Origin of the sequence: Mesorhizobium sp. BH1-1-5 (genome assembly GCF_020165615.1) — a bacterium.
Classification (GTDB): domain Bacteria; phylum Pseudomonadota; class Alphaproteobacteria; order Rhizobiales; family Rhizobiaceae; genus Mesorhizobium.
Window position 1 is genome coordinate 1 of the sequence record NZ_JAIUIM010000031.1, and the last position, 15,244, is coordinate 15,244.

The 15,244-nt window shown below is 60.0% G+C and carries 13 protein-coding genes and 1 pseudogene; 10 read left to right on the forward strand and 4 right to left on the reverse strand.

The features are described 5' to 3' along the window. The 7 genes from LB572_RS29370 to LB572_RS29400 form a co-directional block, all read left to right on the forward strand. Positions 1-2,013: autotransporter outer membrane beta-barrel domain-containing protein (locus tag LB572_RS29370; protein ID WP_224670190.1), on the forward strand; the 2,013-nt coding region annotated here is incomplete at its 5' end. 80 nt (positions 2,014-2,093) lie between these two features. Then, on the forward strand, positions 2,094-2,663 hold the full coding sequence (locus LB572_RS29375) for an invasion associated locus B family protein (protein WP_224670191.1): 570 nt from the start codon (positions 2,094-2,096) through the stop codon (positions 2,661-2,663). A gap of 1,216 nt (positions 2,664-3,879) precedes the next feature. Beyond that, the gene (locus LB572_RS29380; protein WP_224670237.1) at positions 3,880-4,815 is read left to right on the forward strand and encodes an NADP-dependent oxidoreductase; all 936 of its coding nucleotides are present in this window, start codon (positions 3,880-3,882) and stop codon (positions 4,813-4,815) included. A 79-nt stretch (positions 4,816-4,894) separates the two neighbouring features. Then, positions 4,895-5,563 (forward strand): HD domain-containing protein, encoded by a 669-nt coding sequence (locus LB572_RS29385; RefSeq protein ID WP_224670238.1) that lies wholly within the window; start codon positions 4,895-4,897, stop codon positions 5,561-5,563. Between the two features lie 126 nt (positions 5,564-5,689). Then, entirely contained in the window at positions 5,690-6,076 is a 387-nt protein-coding gene (locus LB572_RS29390) for a cupin domain-containing protein (protein ID WP_263498444.1), read from the forward strand. Between the two features lie 159 nt (positions 6,077-6,235). Then, positions 6,236-7,210, forward strand: a complete 975-nt coding sequence (locus LB572_RS29395; RefSeq protein ID WP_140808599.1) for a GlxA family transcriptional regulator — start codon at positions 6,236-6,238, stop codon at positions 7,208-7,210. A 188-nt stretch (positions 7,211-7,398) separates the two neighbouring features. Next, entirely contained in the window at positions 7,399-8,040 is a 642-nt protein-coding gene (locus LB572_RS29400; protein WP_224670192.1) for an HD domain-containing protein, read from the forward strand. Between the two features lie 445 nt (positions 8,041-8,485). Here the strand turns inward: LB572_RS29400 and LB572_RS29405 are convergent. The 4 genes and pseudogenes from LB572_RS29405 to LB572_RS34660 form a co-directional block, all read right to left on the reverse strand. After that, positions 8,486-9,327, reverse strand: a pseudogene (locus LB572_RS29405) (LysR family transcriptional regulator). Between the two features lie 63 nt (positions 9,328-9,390). Beyond that, a complete protein-coding gene (locus LB572_RS29410) occupies positions 9,391-9,684 on the reverse strand; it encodes a hypothetical protein (RefSeq protein WP_412033603.1) in 294 nt (97 codons plus the stop codon). 147 nt (positions 9,685-9,831) lie between these two features. Then, positions 9,832-10,041 (reverse strand): cold-shock protein, encoded by a 210-nt coding sequence (locus LB572_RS29415; protein ID WP_095769174.1) that lies wholly within the window; start codon positions 10,039-10,041, stop codon positions 9,832-9,834. Positions 10,042-11,393: 1,352 nt separating this feature from the next. Continuing rightward, positions 11,394-11,519, reverse strand: a complete 126-nt coding sequence (locus LB572_RS34660) for a hypothetical protein (protein WP_246684866.1) — start codon at positions 11,517-11,519, stop codon at positions 11,394-11,396. Between the two features lie 491 nt (positions 11,520-12,010). Between LB572_RS34660 and LB572_RS29430 the strand changes: the two genes are divergently transcribed. The 3 genes from LB572_RS29430 (at position 12,011) to LB572_RS29440 (ending at position 15,225) form a co-directional block, all read left to right on the forward strand. Next, the gene (locus LB572_RS29430) at positions 12,011-13,126 is read left to right on the forward strand and encodes a helix-turn-helix transcriptional regulator (protein ID WP_140808605.1); all 1,116 of its coding nucleotides are present in this window, start codon (positions 12,011-12,013) and stop codon (positions 13,124-13,126) included. A 162-nt stretch (positions 13,127-13,288) separates the two neighbouring features. Further along, positions 13,289-14,572: a YadA-like family protein gene (locus LB572_RS29435; RefSeq protein ID WP_224670194.1), complete on the forward strand. Its 1,284-nt coding sequence runs from the start codon at positions 13,289-13,291 to the stop codon at positions 14,570-14,572. A 14-nt stretch (positions 14,573-14,586) separates the two neighbouring features. Continuing rightward, on the forward strand, positions 14,587-15,225 hold the full coding sequence (locus tag LB572_RS29440) for a hypothetical protein (protein WP_412033604.1): 639 nt from the start codon (positions 14,587-14,589) through the stop codon (positions 15,223-15,225). The last annotated feature ends 19 nt before the right edge of the window (positions 15,226-15,244 follow it).

Consider the following 15,244-nt stretch of genomic DNA (forward strand, 5'->3'; position numbering starts at 1 on the left):
CAAGTGACGGCAGCCGGCATGCAGTTCGCCACCGACGGCTATGTCATCCAGGGCGGTGACATCGGGCTCGTCGGGCCGCAGGCGACGATCCGGGTCGGCGACGGCACCAGTGCCGGCGCCAGCTACACGGCCACGATCGCTTCGGCGCTCACCGGCGACGTTCAGATCGTCAAGACAGACGCCGGAACGCTGGTGCTGACCGGCGCCAACAGCTACACCGGCGGCACGGCGGTCAACGGCGGCACGCTGCGGGTCTCGTCCGACGCCAATCTCGGCGATGCGGCGGGCGGGCTCTCCTTCAATGGCGGCACGCTCAACACCACGGCAAGCTTTGCCAGCGGCCGGGACGTTGACGTCCTCGGCCAGGGCACGCTTGCCACCGATGCCGGCACCACGCTGACGCTGAACGGGATGCTGTCCGGCGCCGGCGCCTTGACCAAGAGCGGCGCCGGCACGCTGGCGCTGACGGCCGACTCGTCCGGCTTCACCGGCACCACCGCGATCGGCGGCGGCACGGTCAACGTCTCGGGGAGCCTGTGCGGCACAGTCAATGTGCTCTCCGGCGGGCGTCTCGAAGGCACCGGCACGGTCTGCGACACCACCAATGCAGCGGGCGGCACGATCGCCGCCGGCAATCCGGGCGTGCCGGGCACGCTTACCATCGCCGGCAACTACACCGGCAACGGCGGCACGCTGGAGATCGAGACCGTGCTTGGCGACGACAGCTCCGCCACCGACCGGCTGGTCGTCACCGGCAATACGTCCGGCAGCACCACGCTCAAGGTCGCCAATCTCGGCGGCGGCGGCGCACAGACGGTGGAAGGCATCAAGATCATCGATGTCGGCGGCACCTCGGCCGGCACCTTCTCGCTCGCCGGCGACTATGTCTTCCAGGGCGACCAGGCGGTGGTCGGCGGCGCCTATGCCTACCGGCTCTACCAGAACGGCGTGAGCACGCCCGATGACGGTGACTGGTATCTGCGCTCGGCACTCACCACCCCCGACAACCCGCCAGGGCCGCTCTACGCCCCAAGCGCGCCTCTGTACGAGGCCTATGAAGGGGTGCTGCAGACTTTCAATGAACTCGGGACCTTGCAGCAGCGTATCGGCAACCGGTCATGGGGCGAGGGCGCGACGCCGGAAGGTGCCGATGTTCCCGGGCAGGGTCCGGTCGACGGCAAGGCGATATGGGCCCGCATCGAGGCGGCGCACGCCAAGCTCGATCCGAAGACCTCGACCACCGGCACCGACTACGACGTGACGACCTGGAAGTTTTATGCCGGCGTCGACGGCCTGCTGCATGAGAACGAGGCCGGTGTGCTGATCGGCGGGATCACGGCCCACTACGGCACCGCTTCGTCGGACATATCCTCGATCTTCGGCACAGGCTCGATCGCAGCGACCGGCTACGGCGTCGGTGGCACGCTCACCTGGTACGGCAACAGCGGCTTCTATATCGACACGCAGGCACAGGCGACATGGTATGATAGTGACATCCGCTCAGCCACGCTCGGCACACTGGCCGATGGCAATAACGGCTTCGGCTATGCGCTGAGCGTCGAGAGCGGCCAGAAGATCGCGCTCTCCAGCAAATGGTCGCTGACGCCGCAGGCTCAGCTCGCTTACTCCGATGTCCGCTTCGACACATTCACCGACAAGTTTGGTACCGTTGTGTCGCCCGGCAGCGGCGACAGCCTTATCGGCCGTCTCGGCGTGTCGGCGGACTATGAGAACCAGTGGGCGGATGCCGCGGGCCAGGTCAGCCGCACACACATCTATGGCATCGCCAACCTCTACTACGACTTCCTCGACGGAACCGATGTCGATGTCTCAGGTGTGAAGCTGGTCAGCCAGAACCAGGCTCTGTGGGGTGGTGTCGGCCTCGGCGGCTCGCTCGACTTCGCCGATGGCAAGTACGCCGTCTTCGGCGAGGCGACGGCAAAGACCAGTCTGGAGAAGTTCGGCGACAGCAACTCCATCGGCGCCAAGCTCGGCTTCAGCGTGCGCTGGTAGCTGCGAGCCCCGCTGTAGGCTGATATGCGCCAGCTAAAGATCCGAGGGCGATGCACGCTCGCGGACCGGTGTTTGATAGAATGGACAAGAACATGAATCGGAAGAATTGGGGCAGAAGCGTCCTGCTGGTCGCCACTGCGCTGCTGGTCATGGGCTTTGCCATCTCCGCGTTTGCGCAGGAGGCTGGGCTGCCAGGTGGAGCGACATCCCTGAGGGAAGGGCATGGCGACTGGACTGTGTCCTGCAACATCACGACGCAGAACGGCGCCTCCAGCAAAGCCTGCGCGCTTTCACAGGAGCAGACCGACGCCCAGTCGCGCCAGCGCGTGCTGGCCATTGAACTACGCCCCAATGGCCAGGCCGTCCAGGGAACATTGGTGCTGCCATTCGGCTTGGCGCTGGACCAAGGCGTGACGCTTCAGATCGACGATGGGGTCGTGCTTCCGGCGTTACGCTTCCGCACCTGTCTTCCTGGCGGCTGCCTAGTCAATCTGAGCTTCGAGGACGACACCTTGGCGGCCTTGCGCAGTGGAAAGAGCCTCAAGATCAAGGTCGTCGCCGACGGTGGCAAGGAGACCAATCTGGCTCTTTCGCTGAACGGGTTTCCGGGAGCGCTCGACAGGACGGCCGCGCTGCTGCAGGAGCCATGACTGGCGCATCGAAGCGGCTTGAAACGTCCGGGCAGGTAAGCGGGGCAAGGCGTTGGCTAAACGAGAGCTTGCCCTTCTTATCAAGGAACATGGCGAAATGCAAAAGCGAGTCCGCACCGGCAACACCCGCGATACCGTATTGGAGTTTGTTGCCTGCTTCTGGCCAAGCATCGTGTTCACCCTCCTGTTGATCCCGCTCTCGTGGTGGGTTTCGTGAACGACGCTTGGCGGCGCCCGACACCTGCGCAGGCACAGACAGCCGCCGGGCATGCGTTTAGGTGCCTGTGTGATGCCCGTAAGGCGATGACGCGTGCGGAATTCACAGCCTACGTGCGGGAAAACGTTGATCAGCTTGGCGGCCGAGGCTTCGCGCTCGACATTGGTGATCTCATCGTTGAGGCGGTTACCGTCGAGTAGAAATGCCGCCGATCGGCACGTCCCACGAGTCGCCGGTTGGCGCCCCACAACGCCAGGCAGAGACGCGCTGGAGGGGGTGATCACCGCCCTACGTTTAACATAATGGATATTATGAGAAGCTAAGTGCTTGACATGAATATATAAAAATTAGTTCCATAACTAAACTTCTGCCGCTTTTGGCGTGTCGACTGGGGTTAGCTTTTCGAACTTTCTGCGTTGAGCCTGCAGCTGAATTTTGCGCGCGGATAAAAAAATGGGCGGTTTGGATCCGCAGTGTTGCGACTTTGATCGAAGCTCATATCTGGGCGTTCGAGGCGGAAGACCGCTACATCGCGACACCCACTATTGAAGGGGCATTCTTTTGCTATCGGAGGCACGCCGCTTGGTCGAAGTTTTCTAGTTTTGAGGGCAGAAGTTGACTGCTGCCCTAGCGGATTACCCTAACCCCACTCTTTCACTACCGGAAATTGCTCGGTTGGCGACCCTCTCCCAGCTGCGACGGCTTGCCAAGTAGGCGAAATCGTCTTTCAGGTTAAAAACGAACCGCTGTCAGAAAACGACGCACGACTGTCCTGATTCGCAGCATCGTTTTTGTCGTTCAAGGCGGACACCTTTGCTACATACGGGCGAGCAGACAATCGCCATGGTGCGCCGCCTCGGAGACAAGGACGGCTGGGATGTTATCGCCAGCTGGTTACAGCAGGTCTCGGGTAGGTGGTCGACCAAGCGCAAGGAGACCGAAATGACCGCCTGCAGCAGCATGTCCCCTCAGGTAGAAGAAGGGCAGATCCATTCGACGATGATGGCTTGGCGCGTGCACGAGTTCGGGCCACCCGAGGTCATGAGATTCGAGCGTGTTCCGCACCCTGAGCCCGGTCCCGACGAAATCCTTGTCAAGGTTAGCGCGGCTGGGGTCGGTCCCTGGGATGGCTGGATTCGGGCCGGCAAGAGCGCGTTGCCGCAACCGCTCCCGTTGATCCTGGGCTCGGATATTTCCGGCGAAGTCGTCGCGACCGGCTCCGGGGTTTCCGAACTGTACGCGGGTGATCAGGTTTATGGTGTCACAAACCCCCGATTTATCGGAGCTTATGCCGAGTACGCTTTGGCTGACGCTACGATGATCTCGCTTAAGCCAGGCTCGCTGACGCACGTCGAAGCCGCCACCGTTCCCGTCGTTTCCGTGACGGCCTGGCAGGCATTGTTCGACCACGCCCAGCTCAAGCCGGGTCAAACGGTGGTCATTCACGGGGCCGCCGGGAATGTGGGGGCTTACGCCGTTCAATTGGCGGGTCACGCTGGGATCCAAACGGTGGTCACCGTGGGGGCGGACGACATTCCTTTCGTGCGAGATCTCGGCGCGGACAGGGTCATCGATTATCGAGCGCATCGATTCGAGGAGGAAGTGCGAGACGCAGATGCGGTTATCGATCTGGTCGGCGGTGACACACAGGGACGTTCCTTCCAGGTTCTTCGTCGAGGCGGAAAGCTTATATCGGCGGTCTCAAATCCGGACCAGCAGCTGGCAGAACGCCATGGTGTTGAAGCCAAGTTCTTTCTGGTCAACGTCACCAGGCAACATCTCGCCGATATCGCTCGTCTGATCGAAGGCGGAAATCTCACGGCCAGGGTGGGGGCAGTCTTGCCGCTGGCGGAGGCTCGCGAGGCTCATTTGATGTTGGAAGGCGCGCGGCCCCAGCCGAAGGGAAAGATCGTGCTCGCCACCGGAGCGATTTGACCGATCAAGCTTTCGCGTTGCGCTCGTGAAGGCGGACATGCGCGTCATCGCTCCGCGCCAGCTTTGGAAAGGAACAACAATGACTGCGGAAAACCTCGCTCGTTCCATCGTCATCCCGGATTCTTTGCTTGCGAAAGAGGCGACAGACATCCTTCGCGAGCATTCCACCGCGCTGCTCTTCAATCACTCGATGCGCGTGTATCTGTTCGCAGCCGAGCAGGGCCGCCAGAGGAAACTGCGCTTCGATTCCGAACTCCTGTATGTCGCGGCGGCCTTTCACGACCTCGGACTAATCCGGAAGTTCTCCAGCCCGGACGAGCGCTTCGAAGTCGATGGTGCCAACGCTGCTCGCCAGTTCCTTGGCGCACACAACATCTCTGAAGATCAAGTGCAAACCGTTTGGGAGGCTATCGCGTTACACACCACCCCTGGCATTCCGAAGTACATGCGCCCCGAAGTGGCGCTGCTCAATTCCGGCGTTCTTCTCGATGTGCTGGGGATGGGGTTCGACCAATTCCCCGCGGGTCTTCGCGATGAAATCGTGGCGAAGTACCCGCGCACAGATTTCAAGGAAGGCTTCGTTCGGGAGTATTTTGCCGGATTCGCTCACAAGCCCGCCACCACTTATGGCACGGTCAATGCCGCGTTTTGCGAGCGTTTCATCCGTGGGTTCAAGAGTCCCAACTCGTGCGACCTCATCGCCGCGTCTCCCTTCCCCGACACTGCAGACGCATGCAGAACCAAATGAGGTGTGATTATGTCGATGAATGAATTGTCAATTTGGCCAGATACGGCGTCGAGCCACGGAAGGATTGCAGCTGAAGCTCTGAAGCGACTGGTGCGAGGGGCGTTCCTCGTGTGGGTGATAGCCGTGATGACGCTACATGCGTCGCCGACGATGGCGCAGAACAGGGAGAAAGTTAAAGTCATCTTCGAGCAAGCGCTACCGAATGTCCAAGGGAAGAAGATGGTGGCTGTTACTGTGAGTTATCCCGCAGGAGCAAAATCGCTGTCACATCGGCACGCAGCCTCAGCATTTATCTACGCCTACGTACTTTCTGGGACCGTCCGCAGCCAGGTCGACGATCAGCCTGCCAAAGTGTATCACGTCGGTGAATTTTTTTACGAAGTGCCGGGCTCGCATCACAGAATCAGCCAAAATGCGAGCAATAAGGAACCTGCAAGCTTGTTGGCAGTCTTCGTCGTGGACGCCAAGGACGCACCATTGACGACCCCAGACAAGGGGACAGGCTCCCAATAATAGGCCCTCTGCGTCGCTCTTGATCACCACCAACGGACTTTGCAGTAATCGGTCGACGCTGTGATCAATTCCCGACTATTGGTTCTCGATCAGGTTCGGTCGTTGTAGCCTTCGGAGGCTCTTGCATCATGCGGCGCCAGACTAAAGAGGCTGTCAGAGGTGCCCAAACAATCTGTCGCGATCGTCATCTGTGAGGGGGTCCAGGCTCTGGATGTGGCAGGGCCGATGGACGTATTCAGCGAGGCCAACGCGTTTCTCGCCAGCACGGACCACTATGAAACAGTATTGGTCGCCGCCCACCGCAATCCGTTGCGGGCATCGAATGGCATGCGGCTGGTGGCCGACGCGACCTTCGAGGAGGCGGAGGGCGGTTTCGATATCGCACTGGTCGCCGGCACTCCGACGCCACCAGAAGCGGTGTCCGACCCGAGCCTGCTTCAGTGGGTTCAGGGGTTGCCGTGGCGTTCGAGTGTTTATGGGTCGATCTGTACCGGAGCTTTTGTGCTCGGCCATGCCGGATTACTCGACGACCGGCGTGTCACGACCCATTGGCAGGATGCACAGGCCCTGGCAGCCCGATTTCCGAAGACGAAGGTCGAGCCGGATCTGATCTATGTCCGCGACGGACGGTTGATCACAGCTGCCGGTGTAACTGCGGGCATAGATTTGGGTTTGGCGCTCGTCGGGCAGCGGCACGGCGCGGAAACGGCGCTTAAGGTCGCCAAGCGTCTGGTTGTAGTTGCCCAGCGCCAGGGCGGACAATCCCAGTTCAGTCCGTACCTTACGGCTCCTGCTGATCCTGCATCGCCAATCGCGCGTATCCAGGATCACGTCATGGCCAACATTGGAGATCGGCACACGCTGGATTCGCTGGCAGTGGTCATCGGCATGAGCCCGCGGAATCTGGCTCGACATTTCGGGCAGGTAACCGGGACCACGCCTCACGAATTCGTCGAGCGCGCTCGCGTTGATGCGGCGCGTATGATGCTGGAAGCAAGCGACAGACCTTTAAAGGCAGTCGCCTTCGACTGCGGCTTCGGGTCAGTGGATCGGATGAGGATCGTATTCAGCACGCGCCTTGGAGTGACACCGGCTCAATATCGCACCAGTTTCCGGCGGTCCGCGTCGGAATAGGTAGCGATCGATCCTGCAACAAGATTGTTGTCCCTCGTACTGCCATAAACACTCTGACGGACCTGTTTGTCATGATACGACGTACGGCTGTCCTGATTCATAGCATCCTGTTCGTTGTTCGAACCACGGCTCTTTTGCTTAATGCCAACCAGCAACTAGTCTAACTGGCATACGAAGGAGTTTGCTCGATGTCCGAGATCATAGCCGGCATCCGCGTACCTGACAGTGCTATCGCGCGCGCCGCGACGCAGCTCGTGCGTGATACCGAAGACGACTTGCTCTACCATCACAGCCGCCGCGTCTTCTTTTGGGGCGCGCTAACCGGCGAGCGTCGCAGCCTGAAGTACGATCCGGAGCTACTTTATTTGGGCGCTATGTTCCACGACATGGGCCTAACCGAGAAATATTCGAGTCCCGAGCTCCGCTTCGAGGTCGATGGCGCAAACGCAGCCCGCGAATTCATGAAAAGCTACAGCGTGCCCGCTCGTGATGTAGAGGACGTTTGGACCGCTATCGCTCTCCACACCACGCCCGGAATCCCCGAACATATGCGCCCGACGATCGCCCTGGTGACCGCAGGTGTTGAAATGGACGTGCTCGGCATCGCATATCACGACTTCACAAATGAACAGCGCGATCATGTTTGCGTCGATCATCCCCGCGAGCCGAACTTCAAGGAGAACATCATCGATCATTTTGCCATAGGCACCGTCAGCAAACCATTGACGACCTTTGGGAATGTGAAGGCCGACGTGCTGGCGCTAAAGGATGTGAACTATGTCCGCCAGAATTTCTGCTCGATAATCCTTGGCTCGGCTTGGCCAAATTGAGCGGTGATTGCCAACAGCGCTGCTCAGCGCCGACCCGGCAACCAGGCACGCCTGAACATTGGCGGACCGTTGGGCTATAGCGGCAGCAGCTGATCGTCAGAGAGTCCAGGTTGGCTGGGGTTCTTGGAAGCTTTTCGAACTTTCTGCGCCTCACCTCAACCCGAATTGCGGATGTATATGGATAAGGCGGGCCAGCAGATTTGGTCTTAGGGTAGTTCGGGAGGCATCGAGTGCACCGCCTGCTTTACGCCTCAATTCCAGTGATTGGGAGCCTTAGTACAGAACCCCGAATGCTGACGAATGATCGTAACCTGATCAGTCATTGTTTCAGGTGACGAAGCGGTTTGACGAGGCGGCGTGATCACTTCGCAACCTGGCCAGGTCACTGCGGCGGCACCACGCCGCGCTTTGCGTCTTGTCAACCCGCCAGCGCCAGCTTGCCGTATCAGTTGATCTCGCTTTCGATCTCCGAGATAAGGTTTTTAACGCGGGGTTCCTCGCTTTCTTCGCGCGGCGCACGATGTAGACGAGCGACGCCGGAGCCGGCAGGCGCTCGCTGATGATCTCCATATCCGGGCGGACGTGACGATCGTTAAGGAGCGCGACCCCGAGACCCGCCTGCACGCCGGCGATGATGCCTGCGGCACTGGAACACTCGAACACCGTTTCCAGGTTCGAGCGTTCGTCCTGACCGATGTCGATGGCCCAACGTCGGTAGAAGCAGTCGTCATCGAAAGACAGGAAAGGCAGGGGAGCCCGTCCTCCGGCGCCAGCTCGCGGTACTTCACCCAACGCAGGTTTTCGCGGAACGACACGACATCTATCGGCCGGACTTCATGCCCGAAGAGCTGGATAATCGCGACGTCCAGTTCGCCATGTTCCAGCATGGACCGGAGCACCAGGCTCATGCGCACTTTCATCCGGACTGAAACCTGCGGGTGCAGGGGCCGGAAGCGACCGAGGATGCGGGACAGGTCCGAGCAGTCGTATCCTCAGTCAACCCGAGCAGGATGCGGCCAGCCAGGTTCGATTTCGCGAAGCTGACGACCGCCTCATCGTGAAGCCCGAGGATCTTCGCCGCATAGGCCAGAAGCCTTCGCCATCTGTCATGAACATGCCTCCGCCCGAACGCCGGTCGAGCACTTCGCAACCCAGGTTGGTCCCCATCCGCTTGATCTTGTGGCTCACGGCCGACTGCGTCAGGCCCAGCGCCGCGGCGGCCCTCGTCACCCCGCCATGCAGCTTAATCGCTCGAAGAGCGACGATACGGGATAGCAAGTGCCAGATCGTCGGAACGCCGTCGGTGTGAGCAAATGGTTCGCCCAGAGTACGGCCACAAGATTGCTTTGTTCAGATGCGATCAAAGGTGAAGGACGTCAGAAGACTAGTGACGAAGTTGCTTGCCTTCTCTTTGACGAGAACCTCGGTCCATTCGTCAGTCCCTCGCAGCCTCAGGTCCGTGGAGATGCTCTCTATCGCAGCCTCTTCAAGGCGCTTGATGTGCGACAGGAACACAGCCTCGTCGCCTGTCTTGTAGATGTCCCGCACGACTAATCGGAGAATTTCCTGGACGGCGATTTGCCACGCGGTATTAATTGTCTGAAGCTCGTGTATTTTGTTGGTCATCGAGGTTTCCTCGATCATCAGGGCCTTCGGCACGCCGCCAATATCCATTATTCGAAGCGTACATTCCGCCAGAACTAAAAAAGGTCAGGCAGATTTGCCTGACCCATTAGGTCTCATGCTTTCAACAGTGCCAGTACATCCGTGGTCAAAGGAAAGCTGATCCGTTTAGACGGCCTGCAGCTTGCCGGCAGACATCTTGCCCGACTTGCTGTCCCGCTCAAGTTCATAGCCAATCTTCTGGCCCTCAACGATTTCACGCATACCGGCGCGCTCGACGGCAGAGATGTGAACGAACGCGTCGGCGCCGCCGTTGTCAGGTTGGATGAAACCGAATCCCTTGGTGGAATTGAACCATTTAACTGTGCCAGTGGTCATGATGAACCCTTTCATAGCAATTATTGAATGACGGCAACGCGAGCGCGCTGCCGATTAGGTAGATGACGATTTTGAAAGGAAGTTCGTTCAGGGCGCGGCGCCAAGCGCGCGATAACCAAAGCTCAGCCAGCAATATCGACGACTGCTTGTCTATCCCGGCTCGCCCGGCGTGTCAACTTTTAGTTTTTCGAGCCGTTAGTTTCAACTTATTGGTGCGCGCTTGACCTGTTGATCGATCCGACGGTGCAGAGGTGCGGAGGGCGGCGCAGTGGAGTGGCGGGCAGTGTCGCACTTTGAAATGCTCTCGCCTCTGGCCTCTAGGTCCGGCGGGACGCTCTCGCGCTCTTGATGAGTTGATTGATCCGCTTGCGAAGGGCCAACCGGATCCCTGTCGGCACCGGCCGGGAAGAAATTCTCCGTCAGCGGTTGCTCGCTCATGAGAGTGGCAATCCTGTGAAGCGCGCCGTCCACAATGAAACGGGAGTTCCGGCGCGGACTCGCCGCAATTTCATTTGTGTAAAGCGAGGTTCGAATTCGCTTCTGGTTGGTGTCCGCAAGGATCGGAATCGATCACTTGCCAAAATGCTGTACGAATGGCTGGAATGGTGCTCTAGCAGCTGTGAATCGGCCCACGGTAGGCCGACTTCCTCGAAGGCGAAACCCGCTCCTAGACGTCATCCAGGACATGAAGCGCGAAGTCGACGGGCTGCGGTGCAAGCAAGCGGGCCGTAACCGGAACCTTTTACTGGTTCCGAAATTTAAGGGCTGTCCAGGAGGCTCCTGGCCATTTCAACCCCCTCAACTCGCCCGTCGGCTCCGGCCGGCGGGTTTTTTCACGTTGTGTTACAGCCTAATCGCGGAATGAAACCTTGGGCTCGGAGATGAGTTCGGAAGGCATGACCGGAGCTTCACGGAATTGTGCATGGGTCGTGATGGTAGGGCCGAACAGGGTCAGATCGAAATCTTGGTGATTAGGCTGGTCAAAGAGACCACCGAGACGAGAAACAAGCACGGGAGCTGATCGAGATGATCGGCACCGACTGGCCGTTGCTCGTGCGAGAGGCGCGCTTCCTAAAGGGAAGGCATTGAAGGCCGCCGGCGACGGTCGCGATTCCGTCAGGCTGGATGGGTGAGTTTTTTGTTGCGTGGGTCCCTAACTGGATTAGGAATTTGCATTCCGCTTGGGGAGGGATCTATGCCCATTTACAAGAGGGCCGAAGAAGCCGGTATCTTCAGTTCCTCAGATATCGCGCTGCTCGGGCGGGTGTTCGACAAATTGAAAAGCGAACACCAATCCCGTGAGCGGCGTGAGGCCCTGGCGTCTCGACTCCTAGCAAACTTCCAGGCCGGGATCAGGAAATCGCCGCCCGGAGGTTTTGCAGGGTCTCGGAGGCGAGGTCCACGTTGTTCGGCTGGTCGAACAGCACGATAACAAACTCATCGCCACCAAGTCGTACGACAGTGTCAGTCGCCTTCACGCATTCGACCAGATGTCCGGTTGCGCTGGAGCGCTGCGAGGATTGCGCTGAGATGGCGAAGCAGGTCGCCGGGACGGGCTCTCGAAAAACATAGCCCCACGCTTGGCCAATGCCTCGTGCCGAGCGGTGTCTCTCGTCTCGGCAATTGCGACCAGTGCGCCGGCCGAGATTTCTCTCGAAGCAGCACGTGACCTAATCGAAGTGATCGGGACGGGACTAGAACTCGCTGCTTCGAGTGACCCGTTTTTGAAACGCCGGAACTAGCTCAGGTGTCCAGCACAATGCGCCACAATCAGTTGGTCGAATTGGTACTTCGGACAGCGTACATGGCACGACGCATGGCGCGCCTCGTCTTCCTGCCGATAAAATGGCTTAACGGCATTTCGGGTTGACCACAGGTTGAAGCATGGCATGTTAGGAGCAGGGTCGATTGACGCGCGCGACCGCGTTCCAGCATGTCTGACACTTTCCCTTAAAAGGGTTAATGCGCGATGTTCGATGATCTTACGGACGAGATCTACGAGGCCGCCTTTGTCCCGGATTTGTGGGGCGGCGTTCTCGAAGCTGCCAGCGGTATTTCGGCCTCCGCAAGCGGTTCTATCATCGTCATCAGCGATAGTTCTCCAACACGCGGCAGAATAAGCGACAATTCCTTAGGCCAAAACGCCGCTTACGAGCACGTCCGGCCGCTATTCGAAGAATTTTTGGTCGGCCACAACTGGAAGATGTCTCCTGGCGTCGTGCGGATGTATGACATGAACCCGGCGAGCTTTGTCCATGTAGAAGCTTACATGAGCGAGGAGGAAATCGAACAGGACACGGTGCGGATGCGGCTGCGGGCGGCGGGAATTGGCTCTCACCTCTGTTCGGCGGTCCCCATGCCGAGCGGCGAGCTGGTCACCTTCGTCTTCCAGCGATGGACCGACCAAGGCATTCCAGATCAGGCGTCGGTAGACCGGCTCAACCTGCTTCGTCCGCATTTTGCGCGTGCTGGCTTGGTGTCGGCACGATTGGGAATGGAACAAGCCAAGGCGACCGTTTCGGCGCTCGATGCTATCGGGTTGCCTGCGGCGGTGCTGACCGCTTCAGGGCGGACCTTGACGACCAATACCCTATTGGAAGACATGGGGTCGGTGTTCCTCGCTACCGCTCATGGCGGCATGGCACTCACCAACACAGTCGCCAATGCGCTTTTTCAGGAAGCAATTACGCACAATAAGCTCAGCCAGATCGTGCGCTCGATCCCCATCCCAGCGAAGGAGGAAGACCCGGGGCTGGTCATTCACCTTGTACCACTGCGGCGGGCGGCACACGACATCTTTTCAGGTGGTGACATCCTGGTAGCCGCGACAGCGGTTAGTGCCAGCAACATGGTGCCGTCGCCGAGTGTGCTGAACGGCCTGTTCGACCTGACTCCGGCGGAGGCCCGGCTTGCCGCGACGCTCACCTCCGGCAAGTCATTGAAGCAGACAGCGCTGGTCTGCGGCATTCAACCCACGACCGCTCGCTACTATCTGGAGCAAATCTTTCGCAAGACCGGCACAAGCCAGCAGAGCCAGCTCGTTGCGCTGCTCAAAAGTGCCACGCCGCTCAGTCGCCAAAGATGAAAGTCAGCCCGAGGCTGCGGCGCCACAGGTGGAAAAAATGGCCACACCCCTGCCATATGACAGGTAGGCAAAGCAGCAGTCGCCCGGCAAAGCTCCCGCCATTGATGTCCTCGGACCGGCTCTTCCGGTCTCAACGAGGACTTGGAGTCGGGTGGGGCTATCATGGACATTCGAGCGTTGGCGGGCATTGTGGGCGTAGCGGCCGGAACGCTGCAACCTGACCGAGGCCATCGGGTCTCAACCGTGGCTTTGATCGGTTCGATAGGGCTTGCCCTCGGGACACTCGCCCTGGGGAACGCGTCAGCAGGTGAGTGCGCTGGCGGCCACGACACTGGCCATTCCAACAGCCTCGCCTGCGGCAATGATACCAGTATCGATATAGGACAGGCACAGACATCGGCTGCCTTCGCCACAGCCGTCGGTCCGCGCGCGTATGTGGGAGAGCTCGAAGGCTCGGCCGTGGGTTATAATGCGGAGGCAGGGGCGCAGGGCACTGCCTTCGGGGCCTATTCAAAAGCGGGGCTTGATACCGGCTTTCTGAGCAGCGGCAGCACGGCCATCGGCATGGGCGCCGAGGCGGGCGTAGCGGCTGATGGGCAGAACGAAGCTACTGCATTGGGTCACAACTCAACCGCCAATGCCTTGAACGCCACCGCGCTGGGCGCTGGGGCAACCGCCAATTTCCTCGCTTCGACCGCGATCGGACAAGGCGCATCGACAACACGCGACAACCAGGTCGCGATCGGCACCGGCGGAAACACTTATACGCTGGCAGGCGTCAATTCGCAGGCGAGCAAAGATGCCCAAGGCGGCCAGACCTATCTGATGACGACGGATGGCAGCGGCAACCTCGCAGTCTCGACGTTCGATACCGCGACGCTTGAGGCCCTGCCGGCCCAGGTTGCCCAAAACAGCACCGACATCACCACTCTGAACACCACAGTGAACAGCCACACAACACAGATCACCGCCAATACCACCGAACTCGCCGATCACGAGACGCGCATCACCAACAACACGACCGAGCTTGCCGACCACGAGACGCGGATCACCAGCAACACCGATGCTGTCGCTGTAAATACCGCCCAGATTTCCGGTCTCGACACGCGGGTCACCACCAACACCACCAACATCGCGCAGCTCGATGGACGGGTCGGCGCGTTGGAATCCAGCTTCCAGGATCTCGGCGGCCAGATCAGCGAGAACCGCACCGAGGCGCGGGCCGGAATAGCCCTGGCGCTGGCGACAGCGGGACTGCGCTATGACGATCGTCCTGGCAAGCTGTCACTTGCCGGCGGATTCGGCAACTTCAAGGGGCAGTCGGGCCTGGCGCTTGGACTGGGCTACAACCCGAGCCTCGACTTCCGCCTCAACGGCGCGATCTCGGCAACCACGAACCATGGCGATGTCGGTGTCAGCCTCGGCGCGTCCTGGACCCTCAACTGACCTTGGCTTCGAGAGTGCCGATCGCACACATATGGCGGACCGGCGTGCGGCCAAGCTGTCTTGGGCGGGGGGCGATCGTTGCCGGCGCCATTCTGGCACTCGCGACGATCGCTGGGCCGCCTTTCCCCGCCCACGCGCAGACCAAGGAAAAGCGCGTCGGTCAGAAGGCGGCTCAGGCCGCCGACATCGATCGCAACGGTGTGCTGATTCTGACAAGGAGTGCGTTGCTGGCCTTGGACCAGGCGAACAAGACCGGCAATTATACCGTGCTGCGCGATCTCGGCTCGCCGAACTTCCAGGCAAACAGCGCCGCCAGCCTTGGTGATATCTTCGCCAGCCAGCGCAACCAGGGTCTCGACTTCAGCGCGGTTGCCGTGCTTGAGCCGCAACTGACTCTGCTGCCGCAGATCGAACCAAACGGCATGCTGCACATGGCGGGCTTCTTCCCGTCAGCTCCGCTAAAGGTAAATTTCGAGCTGCTGTTTGAGCCGGTCAACCGGCAATGGAAAATCTACGGCGTCTCGGTCAACCTCACACCGGGCGGCCCGCAAGCCCCTGAGACGCCCGCTGCCGTTCCGGTCAAGCCCGCCGGTTCCGGTCCTCCACCCAAGGCACCGTCACTCGTCGTTGAGCCTGGGAAGGTCAAGCCATAGCGGGCCGGCTCAGACGCAT

Coding starts and splice junctions, on each gene's coding strand:
- LB572_RS29375 (WP_224670191.1), top strand. CDS start 2,094: ATGGACAAGAACATGAATCGGAAGAATTGGGGCAGAAGCGTCCTGCTG.
- LB572_RS29380 (WP_224670237.1), top strand. CDS start 3,880: ATGATGGCTTGGCGCGTGCACGAGTTCGGGCCACCCGAGGTCATGAGA.
- LB572_RS29385 (WP_224670238.1), top strand. CDS start 4,895: ATGACTGCGGAAAACCTCGCTCGTTCCATCGTCATCCCGGATTCTTTG.
- LB572_RS29390 (WP_263498444.1), top strand. CDS start 5,690: ATGACGCTACATGCGTCGCCGACGATGGCGCAGAACAGGGAGAAAGTT.
- LB572_RS29400 (WP_224670192.1), top strand. CDS start 7,399: ATGTCCGAGATCATAGCCGGCATCCGCGTACCTGACAGTGCTATCGCG.
- LB572_RS29410 (WP_412033603.1), bottom strand. CDS start 9,684: ATGATCGAGGAAACCTCGATGACCAACAAAATACACGAGCTTCAGACA.
- LB572_RS29415 (WP_095769174.1), bottom strand. CDS start 10,041: ATGACCACTGGCACAGTTAAATGGTTCAATTCCACCAAGGGATTCGGT.
- LB572_RS29430 (WP_140808605.1), top strand. CDS start 12,011: ATGTTCGATGATCTTACGGACGAGATCTACGAGGCCGCCTTTGTCCCG.
- LB572_RS29435 (WP_224670194.1), top strand. CDS start 13,289: ATGGACATTCGAGCGTTGGCGGGCATTGTGGGCGTAGCGGCCGGAACG.